Origin of the sequence: Gracilibacillus phocaeensis (genome assembly GCF_900626275.1) — a bacterium.
Taxonomy (GTDB): Bacteria; Bacillota; Bacilli; order Bacillales; family Amphibacillaceae; genus Gracilibacillus; species Gracilibacillus timonensis.
In genome coordinates, this window is the sequence record NZ_LR131141.1 from 324379 (window position 1) to 342936 (window position 18558).

Annotated in this window: 16 protein-coding genes and 2 pseudogenes; 11 read left to right on the plus strand and 7 right to left on the minus strand. The window is 37.0% G+C overall.

The genetic code is table 11. The features are described from left to right. Window positions 1-223: 223 nt before the first annotated feature. Window positions 224-1066 (minus strand): sulfurtransferase, encoded by an 843-nt coding sequence (locus tag E0E32_RS01990; RefSeq protein WP_130858788.1) that lies wholly within the window; start codon window positions 1064-1066, stop codon window positions 224-226. 246 nt (window positions 1067-1312) lie between these two features. Beyond that, complete coding sequence (locus E0E32_RS01995) at window positions 1313-2254, minus strand: quinone oxidoreductase family protein (protein ID WP_130858789.1); 942 nt, start codon at window positions 2252-2254, stop codon at window positions 1313-1315. Between the two features lie 197 nt (window positions 2255-2451). On the opposite strand from E0E32_RS01995, the gene E0E32_RS21980 reads away from it, so the two are divergent. Further along, window positions 2452-2607: a hypothetical protein gene (locus tag E0E32_RS21980; protein ID WP_165444923.1), complete on the plus strand. Its 156-nt coding sequence runs from the start codon at window positions 2452-2454 to the stop codon at window positions 2605-2607. Between the two features lie 200 nt (window positions 2608-2807). Here the strand turns inward: E0E32_RS21980 and E0E32_RS02000 are convergent, their stop codons facing one another. Both E0E32_RS02000 and E0E32_RS02005 read right to left on the minus strand, forming a co-directional pair. Further along, window positions 2808-3476 carry a DNA alkylation repair protein gene (locus E0E32_RS02000; RefSeq protein ID WP_130858790.1) on the minus strand — a complete coding sequence of 223 codons (669 nt, stop codon included), beginning with the start codon at window positions 3474-3476 and terminating at the stop codon, window positions 2808-2810. Between the two features lie 35 nt (window positions 3477-3511). Next, window positions 3512-3847 (minus strand): annotated as a pseudogene (locus E0E32_RS02005) (winged helix-turn-helix transcriptional regulator). Window positions 3848-3977: 130 nt separating this feature from the next. Between E0E32_RS02005 and E0E32_RS02010 the strand changes: the two are divergent. Next, a pseudogene (locus tag E0E32_RS02010) lies at window positions 3978-4462 on the plus strand (alcohol dehydrogenase catalytic domain-containing protein); the annotation flags it as partial. Here E0E32_RS02010 and E0E32_RS02015 read toward each other — a convergent pair. Further along, on the minus strand, window positions 4452-5309 hold the full coding sequence (locus tag E0E32_RS02015; RefSeq protein WP_130858791.1) for a LysR family transcriptional regulator: 858 nt from the start codon (window positions 5307-5309) through the stop codon (window positions 4452-4454). The pseudogene E0E32_RS02010 and the gene E0E32_RS02015 sit on opposite strands and share 11 nt — an antisense overlap. A 123-nt stretch (window positions 5310-5432) precedes the next feature. Between E0E32_RS02015 and E0E32_RS02020 the strand changes: the two genes are divergently transcribed. The 6 genes from E0E32_RS02020 (at window position 5433) to E0E32_RS02045 (ending at window position 10587) form a co-directional block, all read left to right on the plus strand. Beyond that, the gene (locus E0E32_RS02020) at window positions 5433-6008 is read left to right on the plus strand and encodes an NAD(P)H oxidoreductase (RefSeq protein WP_130858792.1); all 576 of its coding nucleotides are present in this window, start codon (window positions 5433-5435) and stop codon (window positions 6006-6008) included. 139 nt (window positions 6009-6147) lie between these two features. Further along, window positions 6148-7356, plus strand: a complete 1209-nt coding sequence (locus tag E0E32_RS02025) for an epoxide hydrolase family protein (RefSeq protein WP_130858793.1) — start codon at window positions 6148-6150, stop codon at window positions 7354-7356. A gap of 163 nt (window positions 7357-7519) precedes the next feature. Beyond that, on the plus strand, window positions 7520-7654 hold the full coding sequence (locus tag E0E32_RS22555; protein ID WP_286171640.1) for a hypothetical protein: 135 nt from the start codon (window positions 7520-7522) through the stop codon (window positions 7652-7654). Between the two features lie 296 nt (window positions 7655-7950). After that, window positions 7951-8379, plus strand: a complete 429-nt coding sequence (locus E0E32_RS02035) for a MarR family winged helix-turn-helix transcriptional regulator (RefSeq protein WP_130858794.1) — start codon at window positions 7951-7953, stop codon at window positions 8377-8379. 98 nt (window positions 8380-8477) lie between these two features. After that, entirely contained in the window at window positions 8478-9608 is a 1131-nt protein-coding gene (locus tag E0E32_RS02040; protein ID WP_286171652.1) for an MFS transporter, read from the plus strand. Between the two features lie 565 nt (window positions 9609-10173). Continuing rightward, complete coding sequence (locus tag E0E32_RS02045) at window positions 10174-10587, plus strand: MerR family transcriptional regulator (RefSeq protein WP_130858796.1); 414 nt, start codon at window positions 10174-10176, stop codon at window positions 10585-10587. Between the two features lie 128 nt (window positions 10588-10715). Here E0E32_RS02045 and E0E32_RS02050 read toward each other — a convergent pair whose 3' ends face one another. Continuing rightward, window positions 10716-11462, minus strand: a complete 747-nt coding sequence (locus E0E32_RS02050; protein WP_130858797.1) for an SDR family oxidoreductase — start codon at window positions 11460-11462, stop codon at window positions 10716-10718. Window positions 11463-12434: 972 nt separating this feature from the next. Between E0E32_RS02050 and E0E32_RS02055 the strand changes: the two genes are divergently transcribed. Both E0E32_RS02055 and E0E32_RS02060 read left to right on the plus strand, forming a co-directional pair. Beyond that, the gene (locus E0E32_RS02055; protein ID WP_130858798.1) at window positions 12435-14009 is read left to right on the plus strand and encodes a methyl-accepting chemotaxis protein; all 1575 of its coding nucleotides are present in this window, start codon (window positions 12435-12437) and stop codon (window positions 14007-14009) included. A 229-nt stretch (window positions 14010-14238) separates the two neighbouring features. Beyond that, window positions 14239-15177: an AEC family transporter gene (locus tag E0E32_RS02060; protein WP_130858799.1), complete on the plus strand. Its 939-nt coding sequence runs from the start codon at window positions 14239-14241 to the stop codon at window positions 15175-15177. Between the two features lie 102 nt (window positions 15178-15279). Here the strand turns inward: E0E32_RS02060 and E0E32_RS02065 are convergent, their stop codons facing one another. Beyond that, window positions 15280-16383, minus strand: a complete 1104-nt coding sequence (locus E0E32_RS02065) for a 5-methyltetrahydropteroyltriglutamate--homocysteine S-methyltransferase (protein WP_130858800.1) — start codon at window positions 16381-16383, stop codon at window positions 15280-15282. Between the two features lie 250 nt (window positions 16384-16633). Between E0E32_RS02065 and E0E32_RS02070 the strand changes: the two genes are divergently transcribed. Further along, window positions 16634-18511, plus strand: coding sequence for a heavy metal translocating P-type ATPase (locus tag E0E32_RS02070; RefSeq protein ID WP_130858801.1), 1878 nt, complete (start codon window positions 16634-16636; stop codon window positions 18509-18511). The last annotated feature ends 47 nt before the right edge of the window (window positions 18512-18558 follow it).

Below are 18558 nucleotides of genomic sequence, written 5' to 3' on the forward strand. Positions count from 1 at the left end.
ATTAATTTTCTGTATATGGGTCCTTCGTTTAACAATCATCCTATAACCAAAAATAAGGACTTATAATTGGCTTCCACCTGTTACATCAAGATGATGGCCGGTAATATAAGAAGATCGATCGCTTGCTAGGAAAGCGACTGCTGGGAGTGATATCCTCCATTCGTGATCATACCATTCCATATAAATCTGCCCATCAATTACTCAGACATAACATTTTTCCAAACTACTCTTCTTTTGTCTCTACTTTATTTTCATCGTAGGAAATCCAGTCACTAAAGCTTCCTGGATACAGTTTTACATTTTCAAAGCCTGCAAGTTTGAGTGCTAGTATGTTCGGACAGGCAGATACGCCTGAGCCACAGGAAACAATAATCTCTTCATCCTGCTTCAAATGACCGAAATGACTTTTAAGCTCCTCCGGGTTTTTCCAAGCTCCGTTATCTGCCAATACCTCTTTCCAAAAATAATTCTTCGCGCCGGGAATATGCCCCGCTTTTCGGTACATGGGTTCCACTTTGCCTAAATAACGGTTTTTAGAGCGTGAATCGATTAAATGAGCAGACTGATCTTCTAGTTTTTCTTTCACCTCATCTATGTCTGCCTTCTCACCTGTACGGATGGCAGGGTGGTACGTTTTTGTTTCTGGCTGGGGAGCTTCATCTGTCACCTTATTTCCATCGATGACCCATTGTTCATATCCTCCGTCTAGCACATAAACGTTTTCGTGACCGAGATAATATAATAGCCACCACATTCTGGCGGCAAACATATCATTGGATTGATCGTAGATAATAACCGTTGTCTGATTATCTATCCCAATCTGGCCAAGTTTTGCTGCCAACCTCTTCGTATCAGGCAGAGGATGGTTTCCCCCGTGTTTTTCTTTTTTACCGGACAGCTCCTTGTCCAGATCCATGTAGACCGCACCAGGTAAATGATCTTTTGCGTATAAATTCCTTCCCGCTTCCGGATCATCAAGCTGAAATCGGACATCAACAATCACTGTATGATACTCTGGGTTTTGTAAACGATTTTTTAACTGGTTGACGCTAATCAAATAAGACATAGGATCCCTCCAGAATTTGGCTCATAAAATACTTCTTTACTTTCTATTCAATGAAACATATGCTGCATTTTCTTTTCTTTATTTTAAATATTTATTGCCATTACTGTCCATTCTAACCTATGCAACTGATTCTACAAAGTATATTGTTTCTCTTAAAGCAGTGCTTTAACCATTGTCTGGCACACTTCAGTTGATACTTTTAGTGAATAAAGCTTTTACGAAAACAGAATGGTCCATAAATCACATTCAAGTATCCATCTTTATAAGAATTTTACCGATATGTCTGTTATTTTTCATTTTCTCAAAGGCGTATTCCATTTCGTCCATGCTGTATATGCTATCGATAGGTGTGCTGATTTTATCTTTATAAACCAGGTTCATGACATCGTGAACCGTTTTTCTTAATTTTATTGGATAATCATTCATGATACTGCCCGAGCTGTAACCGAGTATACTTAAATTTTTAGAATGAATGATTTCGGTATTCAGGTAACCTGCCTGAAAACTGCTATGACCATATGTGATCAGATGCCCATACATGGATAGTCGCAATAAATCCTGTTCTATAGATTCACCGCCGATCGGATTAAAAATCCTATCATATAACTTATCTGTATCATTTGCTGGTCTGTCTCTTAATATCAAATGATCTGCCCCTAGTGACTCTACATATTGTTTTTTATTTGATTTTGTCAAGGCGGTTACATGAGCCCCTTGATATTTACAAAATTGAACAAGTAGGGAGCCTACACCTCCACTGGCACCATAAATAAAAACCTGATCATTCGGCTTAATATGAGTAACGTGAAAAACTAAATCATATGCGGTAACGCCATTACTTATATTGGCAGCTACAGCTCTTGAACATAAATTATTTTTTAGTTTAAAGACTTGATTTTTATTGATATTTACCTGCTCCGCGAACGTACCGCCTTGTTTTATCGCCGCTACTTTTTCCCCTATGTGAAAATCTTTTATATTTTCACTAACACGTTTAATATAGCCAACACAATCAAAACCAGGGGTGAAGTTTGCTGTTTTGGCATGATATCTTCCTTCAATACCTAGAATATCTGCATAATTCAAGCTGGCATAGCTAACTTCTATTTGCACTTCGTCCTTTTCAGGCGGATGTAAATCATGATTTTTGATTACCAATCCACTGCTGTTAGAAGAAACATATCGCATTCAATATTCACCTCGTATTTTTGTGATGTATGATGATGTGATTATTCATGAAGCATAGGTGGTCTATTCTTTTTAATCCCATTTAACCCGAATAAGAATGAACATGCTTTTCTTACTGTTGAAGTGGAAGGGAAGACTGATAATCAAAAATCCAGTCTTTATCTACTTTCTGATTACCAAACAACAGCCCAACAGCCATGATGACAGCGGATATGGGAAAATTTGGCCTGCAAAAAGAAATGAAAGGTAGCGTTTGTCCTTTTGAAATAACAAATTTAGATGAGTTATTATCTGTTATAAATTGCCCTAAGCTTGAGGTAGAAATAATTGAAAATAATATACGCGTCAAATAATGTGTATCTATTCTTTTAAATACTATTTCCGTACTACGGCAGCTGGAAGGTAGTACTTATTAAAGGTAAGTACCCTGCGGATCAATAAGTGATAGTGGAATAATCCCTCACACCTTTCTTGCATATTTCATTAACCAGCTTCTATAAAGAGTTGTTTTCTTTATTTTCCAGTCCAACCCAAATAAATTTTTCGGAGGCAGTTATTTATTATTCCGTTTGTTCACTTCAATCGTAATAAACTCCGGCAAATAGCTAGGGGTACATCCTTTTGCTACTATTTCATCCTTGTAAAGGCCCGTTTTCTTACCAAGTTTAATACAGCGTGAACGATTCTTTTCATCATAAATGCCTATCCAGCCTGCTGTGAAATTCATAGCCCATTGAACTTCCGGTTCTTCTTGCATAATATTAGCTTCTAATGCAGATAGCAAGTCTGCAGTATTATCAGGCGGTGCTTGTCCGGTCCATCTCAAGCGCGCTTGATAATACCAAAAAGTTCGCCTTTGGAGAGCACGGGGGCTATTTTCCCATGACTGGACCAATGCAATTCTCTGTTTGTCCTTGGTAAGCTGATTAGCCATTAACCAGTCCATTAAGTTATTTCGCTCATCAAAAGTGTGAATCTGCATATCCTCATCAAGCTTATTAAGTACATCTTTTGAAAGAAGCTTTTTATCCATAACTAAGATTGCTAATAGTCTGGGTATAAACTCTTGGGTCGACCATAGGTCCAGAGCTAGTTCGTGATCTTTTTTTATCTCCTTCGCGATTTTTCGTAAGTCTCCCAGTTTCGTTTTACTATTAATTTGAGCTAGAATGTCTTCTGCTTTTAAAGAGTGTTTTATTTCTGCAGTTATTTTTTCATCCATTTTATACATCTCCTTGATTATTTATTTTCATGAATTTATTGATGAATCTGATTATACGTTTCTCCCCACTTATTCATTTCTGTTATCAAAGGTATTAATGTTTTTCCTAATTCCATTAAACTGTACTCTGTTTTTGGCGGAATCACTGGATAGACTTTCTAGGAAATAACATTGTCTGCTTCCAGTTCATTCAGCTGAAGAGCCAGCATTCTTCGTGAACGGCCTGGCATATAGCGCTGTAATTCACTAAAACGGCAGACCTTATGCTTGATTAAACGATATAAAAACACACATTTCCATTTCCCAGATATAATCTGTAATGTACTTTCTACCGGGCAGCCATCCATACAATCATGAATTTTTCGTTCCATTTCAACATCCCCTCTCTGCTGGTTACAAAACGGTTACTATGTCACATATATTACACGATTGAAAAGCAATTTCATAATGTTAGAATCGATCTAGAAAGATACAGTAGGAGGAAATAGAATGAATCAAACAATGAAAGCAATTGGTCTTTACCGTTATTTACCCATTGATCATGAAGAAAGTCTTTTAGATTTAGAAGTGGAAAAACCTAAACCAACAGGAAGAGATATACTTGTTCAGGTAAAAGCTATCGCTGTGAATCCGGTTGATTATAAAGTCCGCTTACCAAAAGACAAAGTCGAAGAACAACCAAGAATCTTAGGATGGGATGTTTCCGGTGTAGTAGAAGAATAGAAGAAGCTGGAGAGGATTGTACACTATTTCAACCAGGTGATAAAGTTTATTATGCAGGGGATATGACCAGACCAGGAGGAAATAGCCAGTTTCATATCGTAGATGAAAGAATTGCAGGTAAAAAGCCAAATGCTTTGGATTTTGCAGAAGCCGCTTCCTTACCGTTAACTTCTATCACAGCCTATGAAGCGCTATTTGAACGTTTAGCAATCAGTCAGGACAAAGAAGATAATAAAGGAAAATCCATTTTAATCATTGGTGCAGTTTTATTTCACTTAAGAATACATCTAAATTAGTTGATATATATTTATCTTTATGAAAAGCAGTATAAATGGAGACATTGTTTTCTTGAATATCCGTTCTAATTTCTTTTAATTCATTGTTTTCTATTTCGCTTTTTATTGTAAAATATGGAAGGAACGATATACCTAAACCACATAATACACATTTCTTAATTGCTTCTATACTAGGTAATTCTATTTTTGTCATAGAAGTTTTATCTCTTATTTTTAAATAATCTTCAATGATTGGACGCCAACTGCAAGAGCGTTCTGTAACAAGCATCGTTTCGGGAGTATGACTTGTTGTCTTATTGAAAGGCATAAAGAGAGAGAGCTTTTCATCTTTTATCTTTTGAATAGTTAGTTCATCTGATTTCCAATTAGATGATTCAACTAACATAGCAATATCTATCTCACCTTTTCTTAGCTGATCAGATAAATGGTCATAATTAAGAGATTTAAGTATGAGATTAATTTTTGGATAAATTTTCATAAAATTCATAATTACAGTAGGTAGCCAGTATATCATTATCGATTCGCTTGCACCTATGACCAATTCTCCTGAGGGTTCATCTGATTCCGCAACAACCTCTTTTGATTTAGAGTAAAGACTGATTATTTCCAGGGCATACGGGAGAAATTTTCTTCCGGTTTGTGTCAATGTAATACGTTTACCTAAACGATCAAAGAGTGGATATCCTAATTCTTTTTCAAGTTCCTTTATATGAGCAGTAATGGAGGATTGAGCATATCCCAATTCGTCTGCAGCTTTTTTAAATCCTCCGGAATCGACGATCGTTTTAAACGTATTAAGGTGTCGAAGTTCCATTCTCTACCTCCTATTATCAATTATAATGAATGTTTATATCTAAAATATCAATTTTACTGAACATGATTTTTATTATACACTTAAAGTATTCCAGTTATCAAATTTTATGATGGAGGATAGGAAATGAAAGTATTAGCGGTAATTACGCATCCAAGAACTAATTCATTGACATTTCAGGTTTCAAATCATTTTATAAAAGGTCTTAAAGAGGCAGGACATGAGGTAACCACACTAGATCTTTATCGTAGTGGCTTTAATCCTGTATTATATGAAGCAGATGAACCGAATTGGAAAGTTGAACATCAACAATATTCTGCGGAAACAGAAAAACAAATTGCACAAATGAAGAATCATGATGCATTGGCTTTTATTTTTCCACTTTGGTGGTGGAGCATGCCAGCAATGTTGAAAGGTTATATAGATCGGGTCTGGAACTATGGCTTTGCATATGGTTCGAACAAACTTAAACATCAGCATGTTTTGTGGCTTAGTCTGGCCGGAGCTCCAATTACAAGGTTTGAAAAAAGAAAGTATGATAAGATGATGACGCATTACTTTAACATTGGTTTAGCTGATTATTGTGGAATACCTAATTCCAAATTTGAACTTTTTTACAATACCATCAATGTTAAGCCTGGATATGTGGATGAATGGTTTAATAAAGCTTATAAACTAGGCTTTAATTATGGTAAAGATTAGATTTATTGCAGTTCTTTTGAAGCGATAAATATAGTGTTAGTAAAAAGTTATAAGAAAAGATTCTAATTGAAAAGTAATAATATTCAAATAAATACGAATTGAAGAGGATTTAATTATAATCCATGGAGGTAGTATCAAAATGACACATTATTTTTCTGATTTTCATGCTAAAAATGTCTCCAATACAGTACAAGCATTCGAATCTTATGCAGCTGACACGGAGCTAGATGATTTACAAAGACGACTAGATGCAGTACGACTGCCAGAAGCAGAAACGGTTTATAGCGGGGAACCTGGTCTTCAAAGATGGAAACAGGGTGTTCCACTTGCTGATCTCACCGAACTTGTAAATTACTGGCGCGAGGAATACAACTGGAGATCGTTCGAAACACGTCTTAACCAAATCGGTCAGTTCCGCACGGTCATTGACAATTTGGGGATTCATTTCCTACACCGCCGATCCACTCGGAAAGATGCCACTCCACTTATTTTGACGCATGGTTGGCCAGGTAGCATTGCTGAGTTCATCCATGTAATAGACGAATTGGCAGATCCAACAAGTGCAGATGCACCAGCGTTCCACGTCGTAGCCCCTTCTCTTCCAGGTTTTGGATACAGTGATAAGCCTATCACAATAGGATGGGGAACCGAAAAAATCGCTGCGGCATGGGTAGAATTGATGGATAGACTTGGCTACCACAGATTTGTAGCCCATGGCGGTGACTGGGGCGGAAATATCACCACACTCCTCGGCGGTAGGTTCTCAGAGCAGGTTATCGGCATTCACACTACGTTCGCACAGGGGCCACCCGGATTAACAATGGAAGGATTGACGGAATCTGAACGTAGCTGGGCTGAGGAAACCCATGATTTCTGGAGCTACCGTGCAGCATATGCGAAGCAGCAGGCAACAAGACCGCAGACCATCGGCTACTCGCTCGTCGATTCACCGGCAGGGCTTCTTGCCTGGATTTTTGACAAGTTCGCTGAGTGGACAGATACCGTTGACAGTCCATTCGAGACAATTTCCAAAAACCGTATTCTTGATAATGTCACCCTTTATTGGTTGACGCGAACCGGTGCATCTTCAGCTCGTATTTACTATGAAAGCCATAACTCACTTGATCCAGAACTTCGTGTCCATGTTCCATCAGCAATTACCATGTATCCCCGTGACATCGAGAAATGTCCACGTACATGGGCACAAAAGCGATATCGACAGATTGTTCGATGGGCGACTCCTAAAACTGGAGGACATTTTCCTTCGCTAGAGGTTCCTGATTATTTCGTCAAGGATCTACAAGAAGGTCTTGCTGCTGTACTGGCTGCTAGAAGTAGTGAATCCTAAGTTTTGTTGTTGCTGAATGGCAGAATGTATAATTATATGATCAAAGTTAGATGTAAAAAGTTAAGCATAAGAAAAACCTAACGATTTGAATAAAGTCATCAGGTTTTTATCATTTATAAGCGATAAAAATTTTCATATTTACATGTCAACTTTCTGATTCATTTTGATTGAACCGGAAAAAGCAGAGGAGCTATTAGAAAATAATGATACAGATTTGGTGGCGATTGGAACAAGTGCCATCGTCAATCCCGATTGGGTCAACAAAGTAAAAGAAGGGGGAGACTCTAAATGCTTTTAAGCACAGCTATCTTCAGCCTATTGCTACGCTTAGAGAAGAAGAGTATACAAGGGAAGAAGGAAAATATGTTTATTGAACAGTTCAAATGAATAGTATCAATAGATTCAAATGATGAACAAAAGAAAAGATGTACTAATTATATGAACTAATTTGTAAATGAGATTAAACTCAACTGTGTACCAAATTTCAGTTGAGTTTAGTTTCTTTGAAATTAGTTCAGCACTTAACTATTTGACAATGAATTATTTGCTGTTATAATAAACTCATTCATTTGTTGGAAAGGAGATGAGCTACATATGACAAATCCGCTCGATAATCCGGATATCGAGATAGAACTCTTTCTTACATTACATCAAAAAACAAATAAATTAACAAAGATATTAGATTCAAAAATTAAAATATTTGATTTGAATTTGGGGAGGTTATGTTTATTATACATGCTGGAAGAAAGAAACTATGAAGCATTGCCTTCAGAGTTGAGTGATGAATTAACTGTCACCCGGTCAAATATCAGTGGCTTATTACGGGCGTTAGAAAAATTGCATTATATTGAAAGAACATTTGATGAAAATGACCGCAGAAGAATTAAAGTGACCATGACGGAAGCGGGAAAAAAGATCCTTGCAAAAGCATGGACAATCTATGAAGAAGTCGTGAAAGAGTCATTCAGTGATTTAAATAATGATGAGAAGAAGCAGTTGTTAGCCATAATGGCGCGTATATAATCCCTATTTGAAAAAATAGGGTTTCATTTTTACATATAGTTAGGTAGTTAACTATTAATAAGTTAATTAATTTCAAGGAGGAACAATAATTGAAAAAAATGATTACTGTTTTATGTGTTTTGTCTTTTTTGGTTGGTTTTGATTTGATTGTTACAGTACCGATGCTGCCAGCGATAAGTGAGAGTTTGAATATAAATATGGAAATCAGCGGAATACTATTTACATCCTATGCTCTAGCATACGCTTTATTCGGGCTGGTTACAGGAAGTATATCGGATAGAGTGGGGAAAAAGAAAATTTTGTTAGCTGGAATCGGCGTCTTTTCTATCGCAACTTTTGTTACAGGATTGTCTAATTCCTTATTTGTGTTGATTGTATTTAGAGTTTTAGCTGGTCTGGGAGCGGCATTTATTCAACCCACGGTATATTCAATTGTGGGAGAAGTGGTAGCGTACGAACAAAGAGGGAAGGTGATGGGGTCCGTTACTGCCGCTTTGATAGTGCCAACAGTTATTGGCATCCCTATTGCAGGATTTATCACAGATCTATTTAATTGGAGAGCTCCATTTTTTACGATTGGGATAATAGGAGTAGTGATGCTTTTTGTTGCCGGGACATTGATTCCTCGATTTGAATTAACCAGTTCTAGTTCTGTGGTGAAAATGATAAAAAAAGCACTTTCCAATCGGACCGTTGCACTTACATTACTGATTTCCTTTATGTATTATGGGGGATTGGAGGCTATTTTTTCTATAATAGGTGTTTATTATAACCAATATTACAATTTGTCCGCTTCTTTTATTGGAGGAATTCTATTATTTGCTGGATTTGCAAGTGTTTTAGGCAGTATCATTAGCGGAAAAGTAATGGGAAAGCCACATAATAAAAAACGACTATTGTTGGCAGTATCAATGGTTTCCTTATTCTCCATTCTATTTTTAACGATAAATGATCAGCTGCTTTATGTTTCTATCCTGTTAAATATTATTTGGTCTTTCTCTTACGCATTCGGTCAAAATATTATCAATACGTATATGTCCAATCAGAATGATCAAATTCGCACAACAGTGATGTCTTTAAATAGTTCTGCCATGTATTTTGGAGCAACTGTTTTAAGTCTGACTAGTCTTACGCTTTTAAATATATACTCTTTTATGGCTGTAGGTATATTATGTGCTGTTGTTTATCTGGTGTCTGCATTGTTGACGTTCAAACTACAAGCTAGATAAGAACATATAGTATTTTTTCTGTGCTTACGAAGGAATCTTTCTTACTAATACCAGAACAGAAATAGACTTTGAATTCGTGAACACCAAAGCATGTAATGTGTTCAAGTGCACGAAATTTATTCCAGCAATAACGTAAGATGCTTATGGGATACTAGAAGTGGAATGATTCAAGAATAACCAATTCCAACGACTACTGCTGTTGGCGTGCCAGCTTTTGGGCAGTCGTTATCCTAGTGCTTATCGCGGCAATATTGGTTCAATCCTTGATACCAACCTTTGAATCGGGGGAAAGGGAAGCCTTCGTGTCAAAAAAGAACTTGCTTCCTTCAAAAACTATCGGTTAGGGGCTGTCTACATGACAAATGTATTTATTATTGGCGCTACTTTTGCAGCGTTCAGTTATTTTACACCAATTCATTGATTTTATCAATGTTATGGCTCTTTTTTACTTAAACGTTCTTATCCAAAGAAATTGATTTTGACTTTCTAAAAAGAACCATGATACTATTTTATAAATCATGAAGTTAGTTTTAGGTTTATACTTATCTGAAAAGGAGTAACTAAAATGACGTATTCAATAGGTGATGTTGCCCACAAACTAAATATTACGATTCCTACAATACGCTATTATGACAGAGAAGGACTATTACCTTTTGTTGAGCGTACCAAAAATGGGAGCAGAGTTTTCAAAGATACGGATATTGAGCTATTAAATATTATCCAATGTTTCAAATTAAGTGGTTTGTCTATAAAAGAAATAAAAGATTTTATTGAATGGTGTGCAGAAGGAGATTCTACGCTTCAACAAAGATATGATTTGTTTATGGAAAGGAAAACAGCGGTAGAGGCTCAAATGAAAGAGCTTAAAGAAACTTTAGATCTTATTAACCACAAATGTGACTACTATAAAACGGCGGTTGAGGCAGGGACGGAAGATGTCCATAAAGATAATAAAATCGGGAATACTATTTTTGAGTAAACACTTTTTATTTTTTTGTTGAAGAAACTGACTTTTCAGCATCTGTTTTTAATGGATCAATAATTCTGTAGTGAAATACTGCCCAATGTCTATTTGACAAAAGGCAGTATTTAAGGTTTTTTCATTTATTACCAAGGCTGAATAGTTGGTCCAATCGTAAATTCATTTACGTTGGTATCTTCTGGTTGATCAATAGCAAAGGCAACCACATTCGCAACACGGTCTGGGCCAATTTCATATTGATCATACATGGCATTCGCACCTTTTGCAGTTTCTTCATCCGTAATCGTTTCAAGTAATTCTGATCGAATGGCAGCTGGATAGATGGTAGCTGTTCTAATATTGGTTCCTTCTTGTGCAGATTCCATACGCAGAACCTCCATTAAATCACGAACCGCCCATTTTGTAGCACCATAGACAGCGCCGCCAGGATAAGCTTTTAGTCCCGCTACAGAAGAAGTGGTAATCACATGACCGGATTTTTGATTTTTAAATTCCGGAAGTACTGCTTCAATACCATTTAAAACACCTTTTAGATTGACATCAACCATTTGATTCCATTCATCACTCTTAAGCGCAGATAATGGTGAATTCGGCATTAATCCAGCATTTAAAAAGATAACATCCACTTTCTCAAATTCTGTTTTCGCTAATTCGACTAAACTTTGATTATCTTCTACTTTGGTCACATCTGTTATTTGGTAAACTGCTTCGCCACCATTTGTAGCGATAGCCTCTGCTAATTCTTGTAGCTTGTCTTCACGACGAGCACCTAGAACCACTTTCGCACCTTTTGAAGCTAATAGTCTTGCAGTAGCTTCTCCAATTCCGGAAGAAGCACCAGTTATAACAACTACTTTATCTTTAATTGCCATGATTATATCTCTCCTTTATCTTTGGATACCTATACTATAAATCCTAAAGTCAACTTTAGGTCAAATAATAGAATTTTTAGTATGTCATTCATGCCATTTATCTTACATGATGACAATACTGAGTTCTGCTATGGGGGAACGTTCGCACATCTACTTTAGTGGTAGCAGGATTGATAGTTTATCTTTTTATTGTAAGCCTGCTGGTGGGCAGTACATTTTTTAATCTCTCTGATGTTGCTAGTACTACGCTTTGGTTCACAGAGGCACCAGTAAGAGAAGGGTCAAAAGCGATTACAGCTTGTAAGGAGACTCGTATTATGTTGGATAATCTTTAAATGCTATTTTTCTGGAAATAATAAGTAGAATTATTGTCGCAAAGGGGCAGACAGGCCAAATGTATAGCATATTAAAAGCCAATTTATCTCATAAATTCATGGAAGAAATTGGTTTTTTTATAAAAATGAATAACAGTTATTGTATAAAGTGATAGCTCAGTTATTTAAAAAAACAAAGTCCCAACAGAAGGCATGATTGTAAAAAACACCAGTTTCTCCAAACAATAAGCAGGCTGATTCAAACCATGTATGCAAAGCCGAATAGAATAGCCCAAACATACTTCTCCAATAATAAATGAATTGATTTCTATTAAAATTAACATTTTTCATCTAAATTATGTATTATTTATAGTATAATACTATTTACATAGTGATAATCTACTAAACATCTCCTGTCTAACCATATTTCATAATGATTTGTGTGCAAAAGCAACATATTTTCATTAAAAATGAATAAGCAAGCCCATAAAGTAACGCTTTATCAAAATAAAGAGGAGGGATTAAACTGAATTTTTTTAAAAAGCTAAAAATAGGCACAAAAATTAACTGGATCGTAGTAGCTATACTCGTACTTTTTGCAATCATTGTTTCACAAACGGTAAGAATACAAGTAACGAAAGGTGTTGAAGAATTTGCTGTGGAAAAAGCAAATTCAGATTTACAAACTACCTATGAAATGATAGACAACAAATACCCTGGAGCTTGGGAAATCATGGATGATCAATTATACAAAGGGGATGTATTAATTAATGAGAACGTTGAATTTGTCGATGATATTGTACAGTTAACCGGTGGAACGGCAACCGTTTTCCAAGGAGATACTAGAATTACTACAACTGTACTTCTCGAAGATAATGAACGTGCAGTTGGTACGACAGCATCAGAAGAGGTTGTGGAAACAGTTCTCCGTAACGATGAAGTTTATAATGGAGAAGCAGATGTAGCGGGAGAGATATTGCAAACTGCTTATATGCCCATTAAAGATAGTCAAGGTGACATTATTGGTATGTGGTACGTTGGTACCTCGCAAGAATTCATTGAATCTACTGTTTCTCAAACCATGATGATTGTTTATATCGTCACGATTATCATGATTCTGATAGCAATTATTGGTGTGTTTTTGTATACGAAGAAACAAATTAGTAATCGTTTAGTGAAAGTAGAGGCGGCCTTAAAGAAAGCGGGAGAAGGGGACTTTACAATGAATTTAAGTGATTCATCCATGGATGAAATTGGTGAGCTATCTAGTAGTTATAACCAAATGAAAGAAAGCTTAAATAACTTAATACAAACCGTTTCCCAAACGTCAGAGCAAGTCTCTTCTTCAGCGGAAGAGTTAAGTGCAAGTTCTGAAGAAACGAGCAAGGCAACAGAAAATATAACAGAGTCAATTCAGGAAATGGCTGGAGAAACGGAAAGACAAGCCCAAAGTACGGATGGTGCGAATGAAGCGGCAAATGATATGTCTAATAGCATGGAGAAAATTCAAGAACATATGGAAAATGTTAGGGAAGCAGCACTCACTTCTGGTGATAAGTCAGAAGCAGGAAAGGGAGTGTTAAATACCGTTATTAATCAAATGAATCTAATCCAAGAAAAAACAAATTCGTCTTCCACTAATATGGAAGAGTTAGGTGAAAAATCCCAAGAGATTGAAAAGATTATTATGCTTATTACAAATGTGGCTAATCAGACGAATCTGTTAGCATTAAATGCTGCGATTGAAGCCGCGAGAGCAGGCGAAAATGGAAAAGGATTTGCTGTTGTAGCGGAAGAAGTTAGAAAACTTGCTGAACAATCAGGTGAGTCATCAGGACAAATCACTCAATTAGTGGAAGAAATTCAAAGAGGAATAGAAGTGTCCGTATCTTCCATGTTAGAAGGTAAGGAATCTGTAGAACAAGGGATTGATTTAGCTGATCAAGCTGGACACACCTTTGCAGAAATTTCAACTGCTATTGAAAGGCTTATGTCACAGATTGAAGAAGCTTCTAATGCCATTACACAAATGGCATCTCGTTTAGAGTATATGGTGGCATCTATAGATGAAACATCCGAAATAGCTCAAAGCTCTGCAGCAAATAATCAAAATATAGCAGCAGCTGCTGAGGAACAAAATGCCAGTATGGAAGAAGTAGCCTCCCTATCAGAAATGCTTCGTACCATGGCAAATGAGTTACAAGGTGTGATCCAATCGTTTAAATTAAAATAAGATTTTATAAAAGACATGAACCTTAAATTTAAGTGAAAAGACGGTAACTTCTATATTCCTATAATCAACGTTCAGAGCTAAAAAACAAAACGCTTTTTATTTTGTCTGTCCTCCCTTATGCTAGAGATATGGTGGTCATTTGACTAGGCTATTCAATGATTTTCATGATAGTAACCAATGTACATAGGATAGCCTATAATGGAAAATGAAATGAACGAGGGAGATGTTGATGGATGTAATGGTAGTGGGACTAACCGTAGCTATGATGGGACTTATCTTATTTATAGGGGCTTTGGTTGCTCTCAAAAATACAATCACTTATGAAGCAAAAAAGTTATTTATGAGCGTAATTATCAATGTTGCGGTACCGTTTATTATTTTAAATGGTGTATTTCATGCCGATTTAACCGAAGATGTCTTGCAGCAAATTATTCTGATGTTTGTTTTTAGTGTCAGTTTTAATGCGTTGGCTATTGGTATTTGTTTTGTATTTGGCAGGATAATCGGGTTTTCTATCACAACATCCAAGCAGCTTTCCATACTTGCTGCTTTTGGAAATTCTGGCTTTATCGGTATCCCGTTATGTGCGGCGATCTTTGGTCCGATCGGGGGATTGCTGGCAGCTATTTTTGATGCGGGACTGGATGTAGTGGTCTTCTCGTTGGGCATCTATCTGTTGCAAAGTGACGGTCATTTCACATGGAGACATCTAAAGGCATTAGTAAATATGCCGCTTATGGCTATCAGCTTAGGACTTGTGTTTGCTTTCAGCGGCTGGGAGGCACCTGTTTTTTTGAAAGATTTGGCTAGTATGCTATCTGCATTAGCTGCTCCAATGGCTATGCTTTATGTTGGATTTAGTTTACCAGACCTTGTTCGGAAGAAGCAATCCTTTTTTTATCGCGAATTATGGATGCCTTTAGTGTGGAAGCTGCTCGTCTTACCAATGCTCGTTATGTTGGTTCTCTCTTTCCTTCCGATAGCGATACAACTGAAGCATATACTAGTGATTCTTTCCTGTATGCCGACTTTTATGCTTTCCGCCGTACTATTCTCACGGTATACGAATAATGAGCGAACAGCAGTGATTACCTCGATATCTTCTACCTTACTTGCTTTAGGAACGATTCCACTAATCGCTTGGTTATCCACCTTATGGTTTACATGATAAAAATTAATTTGTATATCAAGATATTTTGCTCAGAAGACATAAAATCCCCCTGAAAACAGGGGGATTTTAACACTCATTGCATGCTAAGCAAAAAGCATGTTAAAGAAAATCTTTACAGGAAACTAACAGGTCAATCTTTTTCCACTGTATCTCCTCATCAATGGAGTTGCCTTCTTCTACCGAGGCAAAACCACATTGTGGTGATAAGGCAATGTTATCACCTACCACTGCTTTTGCTTCCATGTATCTTCGTTTGATATCCTCACGCGATTCTAGTTCAGGATTTTTAGTAGAGATAAGACCAGCTACAAATGTTGCATCGGTCTCTTTCAGTACGGCCCACGGGTCAAAGGAGCCGGAGCGCTCATCATCATATTCAACAAAGAATCCATCGTAAGGAATTGTACTGATGATTTCCGCAACAGAATCATAGAATCCGGAAAATAGGGGATTCCCTTTAAAGTTTCCCTTGCAGAAATGGTTGGCAATCGTCATTCCTTCTGGCTTGTGCTCTAACGCTTTTGTGGAAGCTCTTCTAAACCACTCCAGAATCTCTTCTTTTTTATAATCAAGAGCGGTCACTTTTTCATTAAATTGCTCATCAATCATATAGGTCCAAGAGGTGTCATCAATCTGTAAGTAACGGCAGCCATGATCATATAAATCTTGGATTGCTGCTTGATAGGCGGTTCCAATATCCTCAATCACCTGATCAATGTCATTGCCATAATAGGATGTATTTTTGGTGCCGAGCTGGAGGAAATGATCAACCAGAATCATATTCGGTCCGGAAATAGCTTTCTTTGCTTCCACACCATCATACTTCTTCGCTTGGTTATGTAAATAATCCCATGCCTCTATTTCTGGATGACTTTTGCTTTTATCATATGAGATTTTTCCTTCAATATATCCTAACTCAATCTGGTGAGTGACGCCATTCCTTACCTTATCAAAATGTTTGGTAGTAAACCCATCAAATTCTTTCAGCCAGTCAAGATGCCACCATCTCCGTCTGAATTCACCATCAGTAACGAACTTTAACCCATGTGCCACCTGTTTTTCTACCAAGTCCGCAATCGCCTGATCTTCCACTTCTCTTAGTGCTTTTAAATCGATCTCACCGTTAAAATAGTTTGCACGTGCTTGTTTGATTACTTCTGGTCTTAAAAAAGAACCGACAATATCATATTTGAAATTCAGCATGATGTCTCTCCTCTGTTGTTTTCTGTCGTATCTTTTATTATATGCTAGTTGGTAAAAGTTTGTAAAGTAGTTCAAGCCGCTTGTTGCATGTTATCCAAGAGACTAGCGGCAAAAGTTTTATTTCCATTCTGTGCGAAGAAATCATCTGCATCCGTCATTTTCTTAAAAATGTTCTGCTTCTTGATGGATATCAATTCTTTTCTATTTGCTTCACAATAAAATGAAAGTGTAATCAGAAAGGAGGAGTAAAGTGAAACGACAACGGTATTTTTTACAATATAGGCATCCTATCGCATTTATCAGTGGTGTGGTTATTTTTTTGGCATTTCTGTCTAAATATCTAGTGGGCTGGGACCAAGGGTATGTTCTAGGAATGATGACGGCTTCTGTCGTGGGGGGGCCGCCCATATTTATTCAGGCGTATCAGGCATTGAAGATAAAAGTAATTAGTATTGAACTGTTAGTAACCATTGCTGTACTTGGTGCATTTGTCATTGGCGAATATAGTGAATCTGCAATTGTAAGTTTCTTATTTTTGTTTGGTGGTTTATTGGAACAAAAAACGTTAGACAGAACACGTTCTGTTATTCGAGAGTTAACCAAAAAGGCACCTGCCAGCGCTTCGCGACTAGATGAGGGTCACTTGGAAGAAGTAGATATAGATGAGGTAAGGGAAGGGGATTCACTGCTCGTAAAAACAGGAGCTCAAATTCCTGTGGATGGTGTTATTTGGAGTGGATCAGGTTATGTCAATGAAGCAAGTGTTACCGGTGAAGCCAAGGCGGTCAGTAAAACAACGGGGGATAAAGTTTTTGCGGGGACTATCTTAGAAAATGGTACATTAAAAATGGAAGCTGAGAAGGTTGGTGAGGATACAACCTTCGGAAAAATTATAGAACTGGTGGAAGAAGCACAGGATAATAAATCTAATATGGAGCGTTTTATTGATCGTTTTGCAAAGTATTATACTCCGATTGTACTGCTACTTGCCATACTTGCTGGAATCATTTTTGGGAATGTTCACTTAGCGATTACAATTTTAGTTTTAGGCTGTCCAGGAGCATTGGTCATTGGTGTACCTGTTTCCAATGTGGCAGGGATTGGAAATGGAGCAAAGCATGGTATTTTAATCAAGGGCGGCGAATTAATGTCTGCGTTTAGTAAAGTAGATACCATGATATTTGACAAAACAGGGACATTAACAAATGGTAAGCCGACAGTCTCTGAAGTGAAAGCTTATACGGACCGTACACAAGAAGCATTCCAATTAACCGCTAATATAGAAAGAGAGTCTGATCATCCATTGGGACAAGCCATTTTAGATTACGTAGGAAATAATGATTATGAAGAAATGGACCAAACCGAGGTTGTGAAAGGACAGGGTATTATTTCTAGAAAAGGTTCGCAACAAGTGTTGGTCGGTAATCAATCATTAATGGAACAACATCATATTTTTTTGAATCGTCAAATGAAGGAAGACCTTCTTAATCTGCAAAAAGACGGAAATTCTACAGTATTTGTAGCAATCGATGATCAATTGGCATTATTAATTGGTATCAAAGATCAAATGTGCTCCGGTGTAAAAGAAACATTGAGCGCATTAAAACAAATGGGGATAAAGCATTTTGTGATGTTATCAGGAGATAATCAGATTACTGCTGAAAGTGTTGGAAAGAAAGCAGGAATCACGGAAGTTCACGGTGAATTATTACCGGAAGACAAATCTAATTTCATTAAAAACTTACAAACAAAAGAAAAAACGGTAGCATTTGTTGGGGATGGCATTAATGACAGTCCCTCGATTGCTTTAGCTGATGTAGGGATTGCGATGGGGAATGGGACCGATGTAGCGGTAGAAACCTCAGATGTCGTGTTAATGCAGTCAAACTTCAAAAGATTAATGCATGCTTATGGCTTAACGAAGAAAACGGTAGCCAATATGAAAGAAAATATTATCATTGCGATGAGTACCGTGATTTTTTTGCTGGTTGGATTAATCTTCGGATATATCCACATGGCGAGCGGGATGCTGATACATGAATTAAGTATCTTAGTGGTTATTATCAATGGCATGCGTTTATTACGCTATCAGATAAAAAATGCAAAACTTGATAGCTATCAACGATAACATACGAGAAATCAGGTAAGATAAAACTATAAATCAAAAGAAAGAAG

Bases quoted from the DNA above. Each gene is read 5' to 3' on its own strand.
- E0E32_RS02050 (WP_130858797.1), bottom strand. From the start codon at position 11,462: ATGGCAATTAAAGATAAAGTAGTTGTTATAACTGGTGCTTCTTCCGGA.
- E0E32_RS02000 (WP_130858790.1), bottom strand. From the start codon at position 3,476: ATGGATGAAAAAATAACTGCAGAAATAAAACACTCTTTAAAAGCAGAA.
- E0E32_RS21980 (WP_165444923.1), top strand. From the start codon at position 2,452: ATGATGACAGCGGATATGGGAAAATTTGGCCTGCAAAAAGAAATGAAA.
- E0E32_RS01995 (WP_130858789.1), bottom strand. From the start codon at position 2,254: ATGCGATATGTTTCTTCTAACAGCAGTGGATTGGTAATCAAAAATCAT.
- E0E32_RS02025 (WP_130858793.1), top strand. From the start codon at position 6,148: ATGACACATTATTTTTCTGATTTTCATGCTAAAAATGTCTCCAATACA.
- E0E32_RS01990 (WP_130858788.1), bottom strand. From the start codon at position 1,066: ATGTCTTATTTGATTAGCGTCAACCAGTTAAAAAATCGTTTACAAAAC.
- E0E32_RS02020 (WP_130858792.1), top strand. From the start codon at position 5,433: ATGAAAGTATTAGCGGTAATTACGCATCCAAGAACTAATTCATTGACA.
- E0E32_RS02045 (WP_130858796.1), top strand. From the start codon at position 10,174: ATGACGTATTCAATAGGTGATGTTGCCCACAAACTAAATATTACGATT.
- E0E32_RS02015 (WP_130858791.1), bottom strand. From the start codon at position 5,309: ATGGAACTTCGACACCTTAATACGTTTAAAACGATCGTCGATTCCGGA.
- E0E32_RS02040 (WP_286171652.1), top strand. From the start codon at position 8,478: ATGATTACTGTTTTATGTGTTTTGTCTTTTTTGGTTGGTTTTGATTTG.
- E0E32_RS02060 (WP_130858799.1), top strand. From the start codon at position 14,239: ATGGATGTAATGGTAGTGGGACTAACCGTAGCTATGATGGGACTTATC.
- E0E32_RS02065 (WP_130858800.1), bottom strand. From the start codon at position 16,383: ATGCTGAATTTCAAATATGATATTGTCGGTTCTTTTTTAAGACCAGAA.
- E0E32_RS02035 (WP_130858794.1), top strand. From the start codon at position 7,951: ATGACAAATCCGCTCGATAATCCGGATATCGAGATAGAACTCTTTCTT.